Origin of the sequence: Frankia sp. AiPa1, assembly GCF_023243075.1 — a bacterium.
Classification (GTDB): domain Bacteria; phylum Actinomycetota; class Actinomycetes; order Frankiales; family Frankiaceae; genus Frankia.
In genome coordinates this window covers 1-18,752 of record NZ_JALKFZ020000135.1, presented here as the reverse complement: position 1 = coordinate 18,752, position 18,752 = coordinate 1, and the positions used below count along the sequence as shown (strand labels likewise).

The following is an 18,752-nucleotide window of genomic DNA, read 5'->3' as shown; positions in this document are numbered from 1 at the left end:
CAGATTCCGCCCCGTCGTCGCAAGACCTGACCCAGGCCTACCCACCCGTCAGGCTCCGTGATCGGCGTCCGGCGTGGCCGGGGTGAGATCCGGTTCGGGGGCCGTAGGTGTCGCGATCGCATCCCGCGGCCGCAGGTTGCGGTGGCGTAGCTGGTGAATGCGCCAGCCGCGGGTCTTACCGGTGGGCCCGACCTCGCCGGTGGACAGCGTGAACGCTCCGTCGAACAGCGCCATGCCACGGATCACCGCGTGGGGGTCGGCCTCGGCCAGCAGCGTGGCCAGCCGGTCCCAGCGCGCGTCACCGTCGGCCGCCGGGTCCAGCCACGCCGACTCACGCAGCGTGTGCTCGTCCTGCCCGGCGGGGTGGGCCGCCAGGTACAGATTCCTGCCGATGTCACCGGCAGCGGGTGCCAGGACCACGTCGGCCGGACCGAACTCGGCGGCGATGCGGGCCGCGAGCACACCCGTGTCGACGACGGTGCCGTCCGAGGCGGTCACCAGCGACTGCACCCGTCCCACCAGCACGATCTCGCCGTCGTCGCGGATCACGGCCCGGTCGCCGGTGCGCAGCCACCCGTCCGGCATCGTGCGGGCGGTCGCCGCCTCGTCGGCGACGTACCGGGTGAACGCCGAAGGGCTGCGGACCAGGAGTTCGCCGCCGTCGTCGAGTGTGGCCTCGACACCGTGCAGCGGGCGGCCGACCGCTCCGTACGGGGCGCCGCGCCGGCTCGAGATCGACGTCGCCCCGGCCACCTCGGTCTGCCCATAGACGTCACGTAACGGCAGCCCGACCGCCTCCCACCAGGCCATCAGGTCGGCCGACGCCGGCGCGGTGCCGACGAAGGCGTCCTGGACCCGGCCGAGGCCGGCCTGGCGGCGCAGCTGCCAACCGAAGATCCTCGCGCCGGCCCGGCGCCTGGTCGACATGGTCCGGCCGCTGGCCAGCGCGCCGTCGGCGGTGCGCCGGACCTCGGCGACCAGCCGGCGGCCCGGCGCGCTGGCGGCCGCCGTCGCCAGCGCCTGCTGGCGGATCGCGTCGTACACCAACGGCGGGGCGAGCAGCACCGTCGGGCGGCAGGCCACCAGGTCGGCGGCGAGGGTCTCGAGCCCGCCGCCGTACCAGGTGTGCCCGGCCAGCGCGACCGAGACATACAGGGTGACCAGCCGTTCGGAGATGTGCGCGGTCGGCAGGAACGACAGGAACCTGGGAAACGCCACCGTGGTCTGGTCACGCACCGCGAGGATCGAGGCGGTCATCGCCGCTTCGGACACCTCGATCACCCGGGCCGGGCCGGTGGTGCCGGTGCTCTGCAGATAGAGCAGCGCCGCGCCGGCCGGCCGGGCAGCCAGCGCGGCCAGCCGGACTCGCACGGCCGCGGTGTCGAACGGCTCCACGTCCGCGGCGAGTGTGGTCGGCGGCGTCCCCGCGTCGCCCGGCAGCCTGACCAGGCTGTCCAGGTCGACGACCGGCCGCCCCGCTCCCACCCGCCCGGCGTCCACCCGCTCGCGCTGGGAGCGACCCACGAGCAGGGCGTCGGCGCCCGTGATCTGCAGGGCACGATGCAGTTCCTCGTCGGTGGAGGTCACATACAGCGGCTGCACGGCCCGGCCGGACAGGCCCAGCGCCAGCTCCACCAGCGGGTAGCGGGCATCGGTCTCGGCGAGGATCGCCACCGTTCGGGCGCCGGCCAGGTCCTGCTCGATCCAGTCGAGCACATCGAGCAGCACGTGGGCGAACTCGTGCCAGGTCAACGTCTGCCAGCCGGCGCCTCGGTGCCGTCCAGTCCGGGTCGGCGGACGGTAGAAGGTGATCGCCGGGCGCTCCGGGTGAGCGCGCACCGTGTCGACCAGCAGAGAGCGCACCGTCACCGGCTGCCGGCCGGCGTCGAGCGGGCCAGGCTGGGTGATCATACTCCCACCTTCTCGAGTCGCGGCCCGGCAACGGCCTGGACCGGGTCACGTCTGCTCCGGCCACGAGCGAGCAACAGGTAAAGCGCCGGACCGAGCAGCAGATCGGTCGCGAGCGCGAACGCCATGGTGAACGCCGCGACCATGCCCATCTCCCGAAGCGCCACCAGCGAACTGGCCATCATCGACGCGAAGCCACCGATGAGGACGTACGACGAGAAACTCGCCGGCCGGCCGGTGCGCAGCAGGGTCGCGTTCACCGCGCTGGCCGGGTCCGATCCCGCCCTGACCCGGTCAGCGATGCGCACCGACAGGTGGATGGTGTCGTCCGCGGCGAGGCCAAGCGCGATCGCCAGGATCATCGCGGTCCCGATACGGACGGTGATATGGGTCAGGCCCATGAAGCCGAGGGTGGCGAATACCGGCAACACGGTGGGCACGATCCCGGCCAGAAACAGTCTCCGATCACGGATGGCGAACCACATCACCGGCAGGATCAGCGCGAGCGCCGTGACGGCGGACAGCATCATCTCGAACGACAGGCTGTGCATTCCCTGCTGGGCCAGCCACCATTCGCCGACGAGGCGCACGTCGGCGTCGGGCACGGACTGCCTGGCCGCGGCCAGGACCTGGTGGGCGAAGGGCAGTGACCGGGCGGTGCCGATGTCCGGAACCCGAATGACGATCGCGGCCGCGTCGCCGGACTGGCTGAGCACCGACTCGGCGAAACTGCGGATATCCGCCCCGGCCCGGCCCTGCCGGGCCGCCAACGCGACGCGTAGGTCGCCTGGCCGGCGCTCGCAGCCGGACCCGTCCCGTCCCGCGGTGGCCGGTGGCTGCGCCACCAGGTCCAGCGGGGACGCCACGAAACGTACCTGCGGCATCGCGCAGATCCGATTCACCAGGGCGGCGAGCTGTGTCTGGAGCCCGACCACCGTGCCGGCGCGCGGCGTGATGGTGAGCTGGGGGCCGAGAAAGCCGGCGAACTGCCGTTCGTAGGTGGCCTGCGCACGGACCGCCGGATGGCTTTTCGGCAGTTCCTCGTTGACTTTCTGGTCGATGCTCAGGCCGGTCGCGCCGAGAAGTCCCAGAACGGCCGTGCCCAGCACGAACGCCGTCACCACGGTCCATGGGCGACGCTGCACCAGCCCGTCGGCACGGCGCAGTACGGTCTCCGTCGCCGAGGTGTCGAAACGGCGGAATTCGGTGGCCGGAGTGTTCCGGTAGAACAGGTCGATCAGCGCCGGGACGGTCAGCCAGTTAACCAGGTAAACAATGACGACGCTCAGTGCGGTGGACAGTCCGAACGACGAGATCGCGGTCATCTTCGCGGTGAGGAGCGCGGCGAAGCCGGCGGTCGTGGCGAGGCCGGTCATGAACGCCGGCCAGGCCAGAATCGTAAACGCCTCGCGATTGGCCGTCCGGTGGTCGCGGCCGGCCTCCCGCCGGCGCCGGTACTCCTGCTGGTGATGCAGGGCCTCGGCGATGCCGACAATGAGCACCAGGGTCAGCACCTGGCTGTTGACGATGGAGAACGGCTGACCCAGCAGCGTCATGACGCCCAGCACCAGCGGCACCGACAGCGTGACGCCCGCCAGGCAGGTCACCACGTCCGGTATCCGGCGGAAATAGATGAACAGGATGACGAGCATGATGACCAGCAGCACAGCGATACTGCGCAGCACACTGACCAGAACCTCGTGCGCGTAGACCTGTTCGACGGCGGGATATCCGGTGACCTGGGTGGCGATCCCGGTCTGCCGGCCCCAGGTCCGCACCACCGCGCGGACCTGGCCCACCGTGCTGTGCCAGGTCGAGAAGGACGCGTTCGGGATATCGAAACTCGCGGTGACCGCGACCTGCCGGCCGCCGTCGCCGAAGACGATGCGTCGGGCCGGCGCGGACTGGAGCACCGCGTCCACCACCGCCTGTCGCTCGGCGGCTGTCCGGGCCCGGGCCAGCTCACCCTCGACACCGTCCGCATGCAGCCGACCGGCGCGGTCGTAGAAGGGGAACGTCAGCGGGTCACGCACCAGCGTCACCCGGGGTAGAGCGCGTAGCCGATCGGCGAGGGCGTGCGCCTGGCCGAGTGTGGCCGGATCGGCCGCGGAGCCGACGTCCGCTATCACCACCAGGTCGTTGAACCCCTGGTCGCCGAAGGTCCGCTCGAACGCCGCCGTGCGGGCCAGCTCCCGGTCGTCGCCGGTGAACACCGGGCGGAACGACATGTCCATCCGCATGTGCAGGGTGCCGGCCGCCCCGGCCAGGACGCCGAGGAGCAGGCAACCCACCACCAGCCCACGGCGGCGGCGTAAACGGTCGTACACCCGGCCGGCGCGCCCGCCGTTTCCGGTCCGTTCCGTTCGCACCGGCGCGCTTGTCATCTCCACGAGCCGGTCACCGGCCGCAGGCCGACCGGCTGATGATGGACGACGCCGCGCTGACGGATGAAGCTGTTCGCCTCGGCGTCACTGAGCTGCAGTGTTGCCAGACCCAGCCGGGCGGCGTCGGCATACGTTCCGACGATGACACGGTGGGTGTGGCTCTGCCCCGGCACGATCCAGGTCTGTCCGGTGTCCTTCGCGCCGACCAGTCGGTAGATCTTCAGTACCTGCGGCAGGCAGTAGGCGACGTAGCTGCGATGGTCGGTGTGGTCCAGCAGCCACCGCGCCCCCAGCGCCATCAACAGCAGCGAATAGCGGGCGGCGCTCGCTGACGGCAGCGCGGCCAACCGGCCGACCTCGGAATCCGCGGGCTGGCCGGTCAGTCCGGTCGAGTCGACGCTGAGACCAACCAGGTCCGACAAGTCCGACGGATACGGTTGGACTCGGGTGGTGGAAACCGCGACGCCGCCGGACGACAGCAGGAAGACGTGGCTTTCGGCGTCCCGGCGGGACTCCCGGATGCCGTCCAACACAATGCCCCGCCGGGACCGGAAGAGGGCTTCGCGCAGGTCCCGCGCGCGCTGGAAGTCGAGTGCCGACTCGCAGTGGACCAGTTCTGGCTCGGCGGCCCGCGGGGCGGGCAGACTAGCGGCCACCGTTGGCCGCCTGTCGGCCGGCAGCGTCGCGCCGGAGCACCCATTGCGCGTAGGACTGATCCAGCAAAGAGATCGTCAGCCACAGGGTCGTGACGGCCACTCGCAGGACCGCCGCCGCCTGCGCCGGCGAGGTGACCGCGCGTTGGATCGCGTGTCGTACCTCCGCGGCGTGCTTGGAGTCAATTTCCGAATGAGCCACGAAGAAGGCCATCTGGCGGTCATCGAGGCCCAACGAGGTCCGCGCCCTGCCAAGAATCGGCCCGATGTGCTCGTAGACCGTCTCCGCCCAGTAGGAGTAGCCCAGACGGGCTACTGGACCCTCGCGCAGGGCGACTCCGTACAGGTAGTTCACCAGCGCGTCGGTCGCCGGTAGTGGCTGCTCGTCGACATCTTCGTCCGGCCCGAGCAGACCGATCGCCCGCAGGTCGTGCAGGACCAGTTTCTCGTGGCCCAGTTCCTCCCCGGCGTGGCTGTAGACGAAGCGCAACAGGCCGATCTGCTCGGGCTCGGCGCGAAAGGCCGCGATCGCCTGGTTCACCGAGTTGTGCCGGGTGTAGTGGTAGATCTGCGTCATCGTGATCCGGTACAGATCGCGGTCGAACCCGTGCGCTGTCACGTGCCGCCAGAATGCGCCGTCTCGGGCCTGTGCCCACAGCCGGCTGATCGCACCGTCCAACTGATCGAAAAGGTCATCGGTCTCGGTCCCCACTGGCCCGTCGTCGGGCTCTGACACTACAGCGAGGAGGTCAAGGTCTGCGCGCACGGATGGCCCCTGGGAGTGAGATGGTGACGAGGAATCCGGCGAGGAGCCGCAACAGATCCGGTTGACCGGTGCAGACCGCCGTGCAGGTCAACCGGGGCAAAGGCACCTGTTTGCGTCAACTCCCGCCGCTGGCCCCCATAGTGACAAAACGTCCACGTTCCGCACCAGCGATCCCCGGTGTCGCTTACCCGATAGTGGACCTTGCTGATTTCGTGATTGCCTGGTCCGACGGTCGGGACTGGGATTGCCGCCTGGCGGATGTCCGGGCTGGTGCGGTCCGGCCGGCATCGGGCCATGCGGCCAGCACCACCCAACGGCGCAGGTACCGACGCAGTTCCTGGCCTGTGCGCGGCGGGTCGGGTGATGCCGAGGTCCGCGGCGACGTCCGACAACGTCGTGCCGGCCGCGCCACGCGTCTCGACGCTGTGGATCGCCGTCGGCTATGGCAGCCTCTACCTCGCGGCCTTCGGCGCGCTGTGGGCCAAGAAGGGCCGGCCCGACTATCTCGCGGCCAAGGATCACCTCACCCCGGACGGCACCCCCACCGCGAGCATCACCTACTCCTTCGTCAGCACCGCGCTGGCGGCGGTCACACTCGCTGGCGCCGCTACCGCCCGCACTCGATGCCGCTCCGGCTCCGGCTCCCGCCCTCGCCCTCGCCCTCGCCGCATTGTCGGGAAGGCTCTTGGGACCGCCGGCTTTTGGCCTGGTACATCGCCATGTCGGCCCGGTGCATGAGCCCCTCGGCGGTGACGTCGGGCGTGTCCGCCTCTGCCACCGCGACCCCCACACTGATCTGGAGACGGCGCGCCATGCCCTGAAGGGGGAAGGTGGGGCTCATCGCGGCAGTGATGCGCCCGGCCATCGCCGCGCCGACCGCCCGCGGCTCACCCTCGAAGCGGCCCAGCAGGACCGCGAACTCGTCACCCCCGATCCGCGCCGCCACGTCGTCCGCCCGCAGCAGGCCACGCAGCCGTCCGGCGACCGCCCGCAGCAGCTCATCCCCGGCGGCGTGCCCGAAGGTGTCGTTGACCGCCTTGAACTCGTCCAGATCGCAGAACAGCATGACCACCGGCTGGGCGAACGTACGCTGCGCCTCGACCGCCGCATCGAGCTCGGCGGAGAACAGGGCCCGATTCGCCAGGCCCGTCAGCGGGTCGTGCAGGGCCTGGTAGCGCAGCCGCCACTGGGCCGCCCGCACCCGCATCAGCAGCCGGGTGTTCTGCCCAATCATGATCATCTGGCGGGCCACGACCAGGACGACCAGGACGATCGCGAGCCGCGCGGTGGTGGAGTCCTGGTCGCCGCGGCTGATGGTGGGAATGACGAGCACGGCGGCGAGGGCGGGCGGAAGGTAGGGCAGATAGCTGTGCACCCACGCCGCGACATCCCCGCCCCGGGTACGCGCATGGCGTTGCCGGTCCGGCCGCCCGGGGATGAGCATCGCCAGTGCCATCAGCGGCGGCGCGATGATCGGACCGAGCCAGTACGGCGCGAGCCGGTCGGTGTCGACGATGCCCGACACGGTCAGGCGCACGAACAACGTGGCCGAGACGTTCAGCGCGAGCAACCCGACAGTGAGGACCACGAGGGCCCGTCCGTTGTACGGCCGACGGAAGATCACGACCAGCAGAAGCGTCACGATCACCAGCGTCCCGGACACCGGATAACCCAGCGAGATCAGAAACGGCAGGCCACTCATGCCGCTGTGCGCCACCTGGCGCAGCAACGCTGTCCAGGCGATGAGGAACATCGCCGTCACGATCACAAGGCTGTCCAGCACCATGACGATCGCCGCGACCAACCGCGACCGGTCCTCGGACGGCGGGGCCCGGTCACTCAGCGTCGGATCCAACGGCCGGCCAGGCAGGAGCAGCAGCGCCACCAGGACGAACAAGTTTGGTAACAGATACGCGCCGTCGAGGGCGGACGGGACCAGAACACGGCTGGCCCGCACCACGTACATCAGGCACCAGTGCACCCCGCCGACCAGCAGGCCCAGCATGAACAGGACCAGCAGCAGCCGCCACAGTCGCTCGCCCCCGTGGGTACGCCGCACGGCCACACCGCCCAGGACGATGCCGACCAGGCTGCTGACCAGCAAGGCCGCCGCCTCGAACGTCACCAGGCTCCGCCCGCCCAGCAGCAGCAGCAGTGGAATCAGCAACGCCGCCAGCAGCACGACGACCCCCACGGCGACGCGCCGGCAGGTCCGCTCGCCGACCGGCCCCGCCACCCCCCGCGGCGGCGGACGCAGACCGTCCATCGGCCACGGCCGCCACGCGGCGGCGTCCGGACGATCCGGGCGTGGCCGCCCGGCGGCCGCGGGGGGGCCGCCCTGCTCCGCCGACACTCCGGGATGCGAGGTCACCACCTCAGCGTGGCCCAGATCCGACCAGGGCACACGTCGGAGGGCTGCGCTGCGCAGGCGGTCCGATCGACCGCCGACCGACGATGTCCGCCGGGGGCGCCACCCGCCGCCGGTACGGGAGTACGGATGGGCGGGTCGTGGCGGTCCGCGCGCGGGCACGGCCCGCCCGCCCCGTGCCCGGGAGGAGGAGGCCGCCACGCGGACCGCTGGCGCTATCCGGCCGTGTAGGAGCCGCAGGACAGCGGCCTGGTGATGCCGTACCTGTCACCGTTGAGCTGGACGACGGACGCGCAGGGTGTCGCGAGGAAGTGGCCGATGGGCCAGCGGGACTCGGGGAGCGCGCCGTCGACGCTGTAGGAGTAGTCGCTGTTCATGGTCCTGAGCAGGGAGTCGACGGTGAGGTCCTTGCCGACCTTGGTGGCGGCGGCGACGAACATGTCCGCTGCCCAGTAGCCGGCCATCGTCGGCAGGCTGATGGCGGTGCCAGGCGCATAGGTGTTGATGTCGGCCGTCAGCTTCCTGATCGCCGCGACGGAGGTGTCGGAGCCGGGCTGCCACTGCAGGGAGGTGTAGGCGCCCTCGAGGCCAGGCAGCTTGGCGGCGGCCAGGCGGGGATCATAGCCGACGGTGTTGAGGTGCTTGCCCTTGTATCCGGCGGCGTCAAGCGCCTCGGTGAGCTTCGTGGTGGCGGTGAAGTCGGTGCCGTAGAACACGACGTCCGGGGGTGCGCCCTTGTTCGCCGTCATGATGGCGCTGACGATCGGGGTGGTGTCGGTCAGGCCGGCATCGGGTATGGGTGTTTCCTGGTAGACGACCTTGATGCCGACCGCCTTGATCTGCCGGGCGATGGAGGCCACGCCGGTGCGGGCGGAGTCGTCGTCATTGCCGACCAGGGCGACCGTCTTCCCGGTCGCGTTCCCGCCGAAGATGGCGTTGAGCATGACGCCGTAGGCGGTCGCGGTGGCCTTGAGGTCCTTGCCGGGGAGCAGGCATCCGGTGATGCCGAACCCGATCGAGGTGTTGCAGAAGCCGGAGTTGAAGCCCCAGCCGAAGAACGGCACGGTCTCGGGGCAGAACGTGTCCAGGTAGCTGGCGCCGCTGGTCATCACGGGCACGGCGGCGAAGATCTTCTTCTGGTTGACCAGTACCTTGGACTGGGAGCTGTCGCGGGCCGGGTCGTTGCCGTCGTCGAGGGTACCGACATAATTGATCTTCCGGCCGTTGATGCCGCCCTCGGCGTTAGCCCGCGCGAACCGGGCCTTCGCGCCGGCGTCCGTGCCCACCATCGAGGCACCGGACGGGCTCGTCAGGTAGGCGAGGCCGCCGATGGTGATCTCGGTGTCGGTGACTCCCCGGTGGGGGTCAGAGGCTTTCTGGCCGCACTTCAGCTTGGACAGGTCGGGCTGGTAGCCACCGTCACTCCAGCCGGTTGCCGGCCCGGCCTTGAGGTCGGCGACACTGTTCGTCTGGTTCGTCTGGTTCGTCTGGTTCGTCTGGTTCGTCGGGGTGCCGGCGGTGGTCGTGCCGTCCTTGTCGTCCGAGCAGGCGACCGACGTGGCCATGATCGCCGTGGCCGCGGCCAGCGCCGCGAGGAGCCGGATGGTTAATCGTGCGGACAGTCTCATCAAGGTCCTTCGTGATGTAGGTGGCAGGCCGTGTGGCCGGCCGACAACTGTTCGAGACGCGAATCCGCTCGGCGGGACTCCGTCGCAGGGTTGATGTTCTCGAGGACACGGCCGCCCCCGGCGTCGACGAGCCGGCCGTCGATCAACATCCGCTGCCCACCCTCGCCGCCCAGACAGTCCCCGATCGTGAGGCGGGTGAAGCCGACCGAGGGATGCTCGATCGACCATGCCTCGACAAGCTTGTCGAGGGCCGCCTTGCTTGCCGCGTAACCACCGAGGAACGGCCAAGCGCGACACAGCGCCCCAGGCCGCTCGATGCCCCGACCACCACGACCCGCTTCATCCGCGGGTCTGCGCCAGCACGCGGCAGCAGCTCCGCGGCGACCGCTCACTGTCCGTTGACGGTGCCGGCCGGCTACGGCCGACTGGCACCAGCTGGACATCCCTGCCGGTCGGCCTTGACCACGTCATCGCGGGCCACCACTGCTCACAGCCAAGAAGGTCACGGGCCGGGCCCGCCCAGCCGGAACCCCTGCCCGATGCGGACGGTCATTCCCACCTCCAATTCGGTAGCCGGCGGGCCCTACGCGGCTCTCACCTGCCGTTCTACCGCATCCCCCGAATAACATCTATATGTTTCGAGATTGCCGCAAGAGGCGCTGCCGCCGGCGCACCGGAGCCGATCTTCGGCATCGTCGTCGGCGGGCCCGGCAGGGACGTCAAGGACGACCAGACCGGTACGGGGCACCGTTCACCGCACCACCACGGATCGGCACCGCACTGTTCGACGCAGAGTGAGCAGCATGGCGAGGGATCCGGCGGACCCGTGGTGGTGGATCGGACCGGCTGGAGAATGGTGGCGACGTGGTCCCGCGTCCCGCCGCGTCCCGCCGCCGCCCGCGCGAGCGAGCCGCGTCGTCCCCCGGTGCCCGCGCCCGTGGGCCCGAGCCGGTTCGGCGCCGCCTTTGGCGTCGCCCGCCCGCGGGGGCGGCTGCGGATGGCAGTCGTCTGCGCGTTCGCCGTGCCGTTGACCGTGGGGCAGGCGACCGGAAGGCCGCAGGATGGGCTGCTGGCGACGTGCGGCGCTTTCGCCGCCTCCTACGGCCCTGGCGTTCCGGGCGCGGGCCCTGCCGGTGGTGGGCGCCGGCCTCGCCGGGTCCGCCGCGATCGGCGTGGCGGTCGCGGGGGCCAGCTGGACGATCGCGGTGCGCATCTCCGGGCTGGCGGCCGTCGCGACGCTGCTCGTGCGTGCGTGCGACGTGCCGGCGCGACGGGCGGCGGCGACGGCGCCGACCGGCCTCGCCGACCAGCCCGAGGCGATCGGGACGCCGGATTACGACGCCGCCCGGCACGGCGCGCGCAGACGCTGCGGCACCTGCGGACGGCACTCAGGGAAGGCTCCAGGCCGAGCCGCGGGCCGCAACGACTCGGCGGTGGCATTCGGGGCGCAACACGTGTTCGACTCGACTGTCTCGCTGGACCTGTCGCTGTGACCACACGCCACGCGACGCAGTTGCCACGGGCACTCGCGGACTCCCTCGGCGCCACCGGTGACCTGCTCGTCCCACGGCGAGCGACCCGAGACGCGCACCCGGCTGACCCCGATCTCACGACGAACGTCGCCGATACCCGCCGAAAGGCTGGAGACGGCCCTCGCGCGGATGACCGCTCTGCATGCGGATGCCGGGCCAACGCCCGCAGGAACCGCCCGAGTCCGCGCCGCCTTCCAGGCCTGCGCGGACGCGGTGACCGGCGGACTGACGTGTCGGCTCCTGGACAGACGCGCGACGCCGGGTCAGCCGATCATTCTCGGGGCGGCGCGTAAAGTAATTCACGTAATCCCTCATCAGACGGCAACCGGATGGTTGTGGCGCGGATGGCCGCCGCCACCAGAACGGTCAGCCGGCGGGAGGTCGCGGAAACCTCCTGGCCAGCGACGGTGGATACGGCTCCGGCAGGTTTCTTGCCGCTCCCTGAAGTCGGATTGCAAACCAGCGTCGCGTTCCCTTGCTCGGGATGTCCCGGGAGAGCCTGCCGGGTGCCGAGACAGACGCGATCCAGCAGATCTTGTAACCACCGAGCCTATCCAAATAGGAGGAACCAGATCTCTCCTGCGCGGAAGCGCCGGGCCAGAGCGCTGCAGGAATCACTGCGCGGGGAGTTGAGAATAACGTCGACGACCGTTCTGTGCCTGGCCGGCCCGGCGGCCCGTCCGACCTGCTGACCTGGAGGTGCCGAATGCCAAGTCTGAAATTTGTCAACGCCGATGAAAAGGTCGAATTCGATGGTTACGTCGACCTGACCGAGATGGACGACATCATAACGTTCGGCTGCAGATCCGGCAGGTGCGGGATCTGTGCCGTGCGGATCGTGAGCGGCGGCGAGAACCTGTCGCCGCGAACCGCGCGGGAGGAGCGGCTCTTCGAGCTCCTCGGCGAGGACAGTCCAGCGATGCGCCTGGCCTGTCAGAGCCGGGCGTACGGCGACGCCGTCCTGGCCGAAGTCCACTGAGCACAAATCCCCGAGTCCGCCATCTACCAGCATCTACCAGCACCGGGAGCACTGGCATGCAGACCTCGAACCGCCTCACCCACAGCGCGCTGCTGCGCCGCAAGCCGTTCCTCTCCCCCGGCGAGAGCGCCCGGGCCAAGCAGGACATCGACACCTTCCTGGACGCGAAGATCGAACAGTGGAATGCGACCGTGCCGTTCGCGCGGCACCTCGAGGGCACCGAGATCCACCTCAAGTACTACCGGCAGACGCTGATCGAGCATGCCTGGCGGATCCGGTTGATGCGCACCGCGCAGTCCTACGCACTTCACAAGATCACCGGCGTCAACGCCGAGGCAGCCAAGCTCTACGCCGCCTATCAGGACGAGGAAATGCTGCACGACGTCCTGTTCATGAAGGACGCCGAGAAGGTGGGTCTGTCCGCCCAGGACATCTTCGCGACCGAGCCGAATCTCTACACCCGCCTGCTGGCCGGCTACCTGTATTTCGTCGCGGAGCACGAAAAGGTGCTCGGCGTGATCTGCTACAGCTATCTGGTGGAATACACCACACAGAAGATCACCCCGAAGCAGATCAAGGCCATGTCCACATCACTGGGCAAGGACATGATCGTCGGTCAGGCCGCGCACCTGAACACGGATCTCGTCGAGGACCACACCCAGGACATGTGGGACATACTCAGTCTCTTCGTCGAGAGCGAGCAGGACATCGTCGATATCAAGCGTTACTTCGACGAGATCCAGGAGCTGCTCAGGCAGTTCTTCGTGGACCTCTATGAGCGTTTCGGCACCACTGATCTGCAGTTGGTCTGATCCCGCCGGGTCGACGGCGGTCCACCGCACCTGCCGCCGGCCCGGCCCGCGTCCTTTGAGAACGGATTATCGACATGGCTGGGAATCCTGGATTTCTCCTTCTCTCGCACCAGCTCAAATCCATGGTGGCGCCGCTGGCCGACGCCCTGCGCCAGCGTGGGATCACCCCCTACGTCCTGTCGTCGCGTCCCGCGCAGGATGCCGGGGCACCGCACTGGCGCTCGCAGGTCGCCGCGCTGGACGTCACCGACGGCCACTGCCTGCGGCCCGCCGACGTCGACGCCGTGCTCACGCGGCTGTCGGCGGCCGGTGTCCGGCTGCTCGGCTGTCTCACCGTCTGGGACGCCTACCGGGAGCTGATGGCGTCCGCGAACCGGTCGCTCGGCGTCGGCGACCTGACCGAACAGACCGTCCGCGGGCTGCGGGACAAGCTGAGGATGCGCGAACGTCTTCGGGAGCACGGTCTGTCGCAGGTGGCGGCCTGGCCGTTCGACACCGAGCGCTATGCGGCCCTGACCGACCCGTCCCGATACTTCGTCAAGCCGCGCACCGGGTTCGCCTCGCTGGGCGCGCTGCGCGCGGACCGGATCGAGGGCGCCGCGGAGCTTGCGGCGCTCTGGGAACGCGCGGCGCGCGACGTCGCCTATGCCGGCGCTTTCGAGGGCGCCCCGTCGTTCCTGATCGAGGAGTTCATCGACGGCGTGGAGTGCAGCTTCGAGGTCAGCGTCGAGCACGGCTCGGCGAGCGTGCACGCGGTGCACGAGAAGGTCGACCTGCGTGAGTCCGGGCGGACGGTACTCGAGAACGCCTGCGCCTGCCCACCCGTCTCGCTGGGCGCCGCGGTGATCGGGCACGGCGTCGACCACGTCACCCTCGTGCTGAAGGCGCTGGGCGTGGACACCGGCGTGCACCACGTCGAGGCCCGGTACACCAGCGGGGGCGTCTGGGAGATCGTCGAGGTCAATCCGCGGATCGGCGGCGCGTACATCGTCCCCAGCACGCGGCTGCACAGTGGCGTGGACCTGCTGGGCCGGTGGATCGACCTGCTGGTCGCGGACGCCCCCCAGCTACCGGCCGACCCGTGGACGGCCGACGCACCAGCGGCCAGCGAGACGGTCGCCGGCGGGAGGGCGGGCGACGAGCCGACGGTCGACGGTGTGCGCAGGACCTTCTTTCGGGTGTTCTTCGGCGAGCCGGGGCGCCAGATCGCCCGGCTGAGCCGGCGGCCGGGCCGGATCGAGGTCGTGGAGGACAAGGTTCTCGTCCACGAGGGCGGCACGCTGCCATCCGTCGATCGGGAGATCTTCGTCGGCCAGGCGCTGTGGGACGTCACCGCGCTCGGCCCCGACCTGCTGGCCGACTTCATCGTCGAGACGGAGTCCTATCTGGAGATCGGCTATCGACCATGAACATCGTCATCCTGCACCGCATCCCCTTCACGAAGATCCGTTACGACCTGGCCATCGACCACGGCCGCCACGTCGTGCGCTACCTCAGCGCGACCGGCACGACCGATGCTCTGCCGGCCGGTGCGGACCGCCGGGTCCTGACCACCCCGACCGCGGACGTCGACGCGCTGGCCGCACAGCACGCCGACTGGCTGGGCACGGCGGATCGGCTGATCGCCCGCTCCGAATATGACCTGCTGCCGGCGGCGTACCTGCGCGCGAGGTTCGCCATCCCCGGCGACCAGCCGGCCGACATCGCGCCGCTGCGGGACAAGTGGCTGATGCGCACCCGCGCCGCGGCCGCCGGTATCCCCCAGCCGGCGTTCCGCACCGTCGCGGACTTCCGCCGCGACCCGCCCGCCACCGGCACGTATCTGATCAAGCCTCGGCTGGAGGCGTCCAGCACCGGCATCGAGACCGGCGATGCCCGGCAGATTCTCGACCGCCTGGCCGGGCGCGGGGCGGCGTCCGACGTGTTCGTCGAGCAGTTCGTGCCGGGCGAGATCTGGCATCTCGACGGCTACCTGCGCGGCGGCGCCGTGCGCGCGGTGACGAGCAGCGTCTACATCGGGGACTGTCTGAACTTCGCCCATGGCAGCCCACTGGGTTCCGCGCAGACACCGGACGAGCCGGACGCGCTCGCGCTGCTGCGCCGCACGCTGCCCGTGCTCGGCCAGCGCGACGGCGCCTTCCACTTCGAGCTGATCCGGGACGGCGAGGGCCGGTTCCTGTTCCTGGAGACGGCGAGCCGGGTCGGCGGCGCCGGCGTCGCGGAGACGTTCGAGCTGCGCACCGGCGTCAACCTCTACCAGGTGGACCTGGCACACCAACTGTTCGGCGACATCGACGAACCCCCCACGCGGCCCTCGGCGCACTGGTACGGCTGGTTCGTCTTCCCGGCGCACCATCGCGCCCAGGGCACCAGCGTCGATTTCGACCCGGACCGCTTCGCCGGGCGCCTGGTTTCCTACGTGCACAACGATCGCCCCGCGGCCAGGGCGGGCGAGATCAGCTACGCGGCGGCGGCGACACCGCTGTCCGGAATGGTCCGCGGCACCCCCCAGGAGCTGCGGGACACCCTCGCCGAGATCTGCACGCAGACGGCCGTCATGGAGTCGGCATGAGCGCCGCGTGCTTCGTCCTTACCGGCTACAACAACACCCGCGTCTACGACGTCGCGAAGCTACGCGACCTGTGCCACCAGGAGTACCGGGCGCGGCTCGTCCTGGTCACGGACCAACCGAGGCCACAGGACGACGCGGCCGCCGACGTCGTGATCGCCGCCCCGCTCGGCCAGCTCGGCTTGGCCGACACGCCGGATGCGGCCGCCGTGGCCGAGCGGGTCGCCGCGCGGCTGAGGCGCCACGGCCTGCGGCCGATCGGCGTGCTGCCGTTCTCCGACCGCGGCGTCGTGATGGGGGCCCATCTGGCGGCGCGGTTCGGGCTGCCCGGCGCCGGGCCGACCCGGGCGGCGATCGGCCTGGACAAACACCGGTTCCGCGCGGTCGAGGCCGCGTGCGCCCACCATCCGACCGGCTACACGCCGCTGCGCAGCCTGGTCGTGCGCTCGCTCGCCGAGTTCGAGGCCGCCGTCGCGCGCTTCGGCGGCACGGCGTTCGTGAAACCGACCAGCGAGGGCAACAGTCGCGGCTGCCAGCTCGTGCCCGACCTCGCCGCCTGCCCGACCCTGTGGACGGCCCTGGCGCCGTACCACGACCACGGCGTGATGGTGGAGACGCTCGTGACCGGCGCCCGCGAATACAGCTGGGACTTCGTCGGCGGCGCGCACTGGCTGACGGAGAAGCGCACCACCTCGGGCCGGTTCCGCGCCGAGTTCCAGCAGGTCGTGCCGGCGCCGCTGGACGAGGTCCAGACCGTTCTGCTCGATCAGGCCGGCGCCCACGTCCGGCAGCTGGTGTCCCCGGCCAACGGGGCATTTCACACCGAGTTGTTCCTGTTGGAGCGGGGGGTCGCGGCGGTCGAGACCAACCTGCGCCCCGGCGGCATGCACATCTGGGATCTGGCCAGGCTCGCCTTTCCCGGCTTCGATCCATGGCGGGAATGGCTGCGCTGGTCGACCGGCGACGCGATGCGGCCCAGCCGACCGCGGGCCCAGGCGGTGAGCGGCATCCGGATGCTGCGCGCGCCGCGGGACGGCGTCGTCGTCTCCACCCCGGACGTCGCGGCGGTGGCGGACGAGCTCGGCATCCCGCTGCATGACGGCGGGCTCCGCGCGTCGCCCGGGCAGCGGGTGCGCGCCGAGATCGCGGACAACGCCGGCTTCGTCGGGCAGATCATTCTGGTCGCCGACACCGCCGCGACGCTGCTGGATCGCCTCGACCGGCTCAGCGCGGCCATCGAGGAACGGATTGACATCGATGTCCGCGTCCGCTGACGTTCCCATGGCCATCCAGGACACTGCCATCCAGGACGCCGCCGCCCTGGATGCTGCTGCCCTGGATGCTGCCGCCGGCACCGATGTGGACACCGCCATGGTCATCGTCCTGGGCGGCGTCGTGGTCATCGTGGGGTGGGGGCATGGGTAGCTGGCGGCTGCGGGTGTTCCTGGGCGCCCGCGTCCTGTCGACGCTGGGTGATCAGGTACTGCAGTTCGCCGTGCCCCTGATCATCTACACCACGACGGGCAGCGTGTCGCTGGCGGGCTTCGCGTTCCTGGTCGAATGGCTGCCACGGCTTGGTTCCCTGCCGCTGGCCGGGGTGCTGTCCGACCGGTTCGGTGGACGCCGGGTCTACGCGGTCAGCGACAGCATCCGGGCGGCCGCGTGCCTGCTCACCGTCCTGGCGCTGGCCAGGTGGCCAGGGCATACCTTCGCGTTGACCGCCGCGCTTATGGCGCTGTGCGCGTTCTGCTATGCCCAGACGTTCATCGCGCTGGAGTCGACCATCCCGTGGCTGGTGGCGAAGGAGGACCTGGCCCGCGCCCAGAGCGTGCTGCAGATCATCAACAGTGGGTCGGGAGTCTTCGGACCGGCACTGGGCGGGCTGATCCTGCTCTGGGCGTCCCCGACGCAGTTGCTGTGGGCGAGCGGGGCGGCGTTCGCGGTGGGCGCGTGCGGCGTTTCCGCAGTGCGTGGCCTCGGCGCACGGACCGCGGATACCGCGGACGCCGTGAATGCCGCGGGTGGCGCGGGTGGGCCGGGAGCCTCGGGTGGGGCAGGAGCCGCGGATGTCTCGGTGGACCCGCGGCGCAGTGTGGTCGGCGACCTGCGGGTCGGCATCCGCGGCCTTGCCGGGGCGCCGATCCTGCTGTCCTTGGTCGGGCTGGCGATGGTCGCCAACCTGATGGTGGGTCTCGCCATGGCCACCGGGGCACCCCTGACTGTCGGGCACTTTCACCAGCACACCACGGTCTTCGCGACGCTGCAGATCACGGTCGGGGTGTTCTCGATCGTCACCCTGCTGTCGATGACGTGGTTGTTGCGCCGCCTGACCATCTACCAGGTCGGCGTACTGTCGTTCCTGGGCAGCGCCGCCGGGGCGGCCCTGATCGGGGTCGCGCGCCTGTTCCCGCTGTATGTGCTCGGCTATGGCCTGTGCATCGGCATGACCGGACTGTTCAACGTCTTCATCCGCGTCGAACGGCTGCACTGGATCGCCGCAGCCGAACGGGGCCGCGTCATCAGCCTGATCGTGCTGCTGAACCAGAGCACACTGCCCCTGGCCGGCGGGCTGGTCGCGGTGGTCGGCACCAGGCTGCCCGTGCAGCTGCTGTTCCTCGCCGTCGTGGTGCTGGCCTGGCCCGCCTATGCGCTGCTGCTGCGCCCGCTGCGCGCGCAGGCCATGACGGCCCGCCCGGCCGAACCCGCCGTGCCGGTGGCGGTGGCGCGCCCTCACCATCAGCTCCGGTCGTCACGGCCAGCGAGCGCTCTCCCCACCGCCGACTCGCCACCGCCCTGCTCGCCGCAGCGCGTGACGACGGACCGGCCCCGGAAAACCTCCGTGTCGCTTCTACAGGGTTACGAAGGAACAAATCAGAAATATTACCCGGTAGAAGCGACATCCCACGCACCAGCAGCCCCACCACCCCCGAAAACCAACACGGACAGTGAGATTCACCGGGGCAACCGGCCGTGAGTCGGAGATCCACGAGAAGCAACCCAGCCCGCCGGCGCGCCGGCAAGCGCCCCGGGGTGCTGGGGAGGCCCCCGGGATGCCGACAAGCCCGAGGGATGCCGACAAGCCCGAGGGATGCCGGCAAGCCCGAGGGATGCCGGCAAGCCCGAGGGATGCCGGCAAGCCCGAGGGATGCCGGC

Annotated in this window: 14 protein-coding genes and 1 pseudogene; 8 read left to right on the top strand and 7 right to left on the bottom strand. The window is 70.4% G+C overall.

Annotated features, from left to right (window positions below; all coding sequences use genetic code 11):
• Nucleotides 1-48 precede the first annotated feature (48 nt).
• The 7 genes and pseudogenes from MXD95_RS13890 to MXD95_RS13860 form a co-directional block, all read right to left on the bottom strand.
• Nucleotides 49-1,911, bottom strand: coding sequence for an AMP-binding protein (locus MXD95_RS13890; RefSeq protein WP_250641026.1), 1,863 nt, complete (start codon nt 1,909-1,911; stop codon nt 49-51).
• Entirely contained in the window at nt 1,908-4,277 is a 2,370-nt protein-coding gene (locus tag MXD95_RS13885) for an efflux RND transporter permease subunit (RefSeq protein WP_250641025.1), read from the bottom strand. Before MXD95_RS13885 ends, MXD95_RS13890 begins: the two co-directional genes overlap by 4 nt.
• Before the next feature lie 11 nt (nt 4,278-4,288).
• A complete protein-coding gene (locus MXD95_RS13880; RefSeq protein WP_250641024.1) occupies nt 4,289-4,948 on the bottom strand; it encodes a hypothetical protein in 660 nt (219 codons plus the stop codon).
• Nucleotides 4,938-5,657 (bottom strand): iron-containing redox enzyme family protein, encoded by a 720-nt coding sequence (locus tag MXD95_RS13875; protein WP_250641023.1) that lies wholly within the window; start codon nt 5,655-5,657, stop codon nt 4,938-4,940. Before MXD95_RS13875 ends, MXD95_RS13880 begins: the two co-directional genes overlap by 11 nt.
• 661 nt (nt 5,658-6,318) lie before the next feature.
• On the bottom strand, nt 6,319-8,082 hold the full coding sequence (locus tag MXD95_RS28955) for a diguanylate cyclase domain-containing protein (RefSeq protein WP_250641022.1): 1,764 nt from the start codon (nt 8,080-8,082) through the stop codon (nt 6,319-6,321).
• A gap of 212 nt (nt 8,083-8,294) precedes the next feature.
• Nucleotides 8,295-9,707, bottom strand: coding sequence for an ABC transporter substrate-binding protein (locus MXD95_RS13865; RefSeq protein WP_250641021.1), 1,413 nt, complete (start codon nt 9,705-9,707; stop codon nt 8,295-8,297).
• Between the two features lie 158 nt (nt 9,708-9,865).
• Nucleotides 9,866-9,994 (bottom strand): annotated as a pseudogene (locus MXD95_RS13860) (short-chain dehydrogenase); the annotation flags it as partial.
• 774 nt (nt 9,995-10,768) lie between these two features.
• Here MXD95_RS13860 and MXD95_RS13855 point away from each other — a divergent pair.
• From MXD95_RS13855 to MXD95_RS13820, 8 genes are all read left to right on the top strand, one after another.
• The gene (locus tag MXD95_RS13855; protein ID WP_250641020.1) at nt 10,769-11,200 is read left to right on the top strand and encodes a hypothetical protein; all 432 of its coding nucleotides are present in this window, start codon (nt 10,769-10,771) and stop codon (nt 11,198-11,200) included.
• Between the two features lie 694 nt (nt 11,201-11,894).
• Entirely contained in the window at nt 11,895-12,218 is a 324-nt protein-coding gene (locus MXD95_RS13850; protein WP_250641019.1) for a 2Fe-2S iron-sulfur cluster-binding protein, read from the top strand.
• A 56-nt stretch (nt 12,219-12,274) separates the two neighbouring features.
• A complete protein-coding gene (locus MXD95_RS13845; RefSeq protein WP_250641018.1) occupies nt 12,275-13,030 on the top strand; it encodes a hypothetical protein in 756 nt (251 codons plus the stop codon).
• A gap of 74 nt (nt 13,031-13,104) precedes the next feature.
• Nucleotides 13,105-14,439, top strand: a complete 1,335-nt coding sequence (locus MXD95_RS13840; protein ID WP_250641017.1) for an ATP-grasp domain-containing protein — start codon at nt 13,105-13,107, stop codon at nt 14,437-14,439.
• Complete coding sequence (locus MXD95_RS13835) at nt 14,436-15,602, top strand: ATP-grasp domain-containing protein (RefSeq protein WP_250641016.1); 1,167 nt, start codon at nt 14,436-14,438, stop codon at nt 15,600-15,602. The genes MXD95_RS13840 and MXD95_RS13835 overlap by 4 nt, the downstream gene beginning before the upstream one ends.
• Nucleotides 15,599-16,873, top strand: a complete 1,275-nt coding sequence (locus tag MXD95_RS13830; protein ID WP_250641015.1) for an ATP-grasp domain-containing protein — start codon at nt 15,599-15,601, stop codon at nt 16,871-16,873. The genes MXD95_RS13835 and MXD95_RS13830 overlap by 4 nt, the downstream gene beginning before the upstream one ends.
• Nucleotides 16,857-17,024: a hypothetical protein gene (locus tag MXD95_RS13825; protein ID WP_250641014.1), complete on the top strand. Its 168-nt coding sequence runs from the start codon at nt 16,857-16,859 to the stop codon at nt 17,022-17,024. Before MXD95_RS13830 ends, MXD95_RS13825 begins: the two co-directional genes overlap by 17 nt.
• Nucleotides 17,017-18,573: an MFS transporter gene (locus tag MXD95_RS13820; protein ID WP_250641013.1), complete on the top strand. Its 1,557-nt coding sequence runs from the start codon at nt 17,017-17,019 to the stop codon at nt 18,571-18,573. Before MXD95_RS13825 ends, MXD95_RS13820 begins: the two co-directional genes overlap by 8 nt.
• Nucleotides 18,574-18,752: the final 179 nt, after the last annotated feature.

Excerpts from the sequence above, each read along its gene's own strand:
- MXD95_RS13890 (WP_250641026.1), bottom strand. The coding sequence starts at position 1,911 with ATGATCACCCAGCCTGGCCCGCTCGACGCCGGCCGGCAGCCGGTGACG.
- MXD95_RS13865 (WP_250641021.1), bottom strand. The coding sequence starts at position 9,707 with ATGAGACTGTCCGCACGATTAACCATCCGGCTCCTCGCGGCGCTGGCC.
- MXD95_RS13855 (WP_250641020.1), top strand. The coding sequence starts at position 10,769 with ATGGGCTGCTGGCGACGTGCGGCGCTTTCGCCGCCTCCTACGGCCCTG.
- MXD95_RS13845 (WP_250641018.1), top strand. The coding sequence starts at position 12,275 with ATGCAGACCTCGAACCGCCTCACCCACAGCGCGCTGCTGCGCCGCAAG.
- MXD95_RS13840 (WP_250641017.1), top strand. The coding sequence starts at position 13,105 with ATGGCTGGGAATCCTGGATTTCTCCTTCTCTCGCACCAGCTCAAATCC.
- MXD95_RS13835 (WP_250641016.1), top strand. The coding sequence starts at position 14,436 with ATGAACATCGTCATCCTGCACCGCATCCCCTTCACGAAGATCCGTTAC.
- MXD95_RS13830 (WP_250641015.1), top strand. The coding sequence starts at position 15,599 with ATGAGCGCCGCGTGCTTCGTCCTTACCGGCTACAACAACACCCGCGTC.
- MXD95_RS13825 (WP_250641014.1), top strand. The coding sequence starts at position 16,857 with ATGTCCGCGTCCGCTGACGTTCCCATGGCCATCCAGGACACTGCCATC.
- MXD95_RS13820 (WP_250641013.1), top strand. The coding sequence starts at position 17,017 with ATGGGTAGCTGGCGGCTGCGGGTGTTCCTGGGCGCCCGCGTCCTGTCG.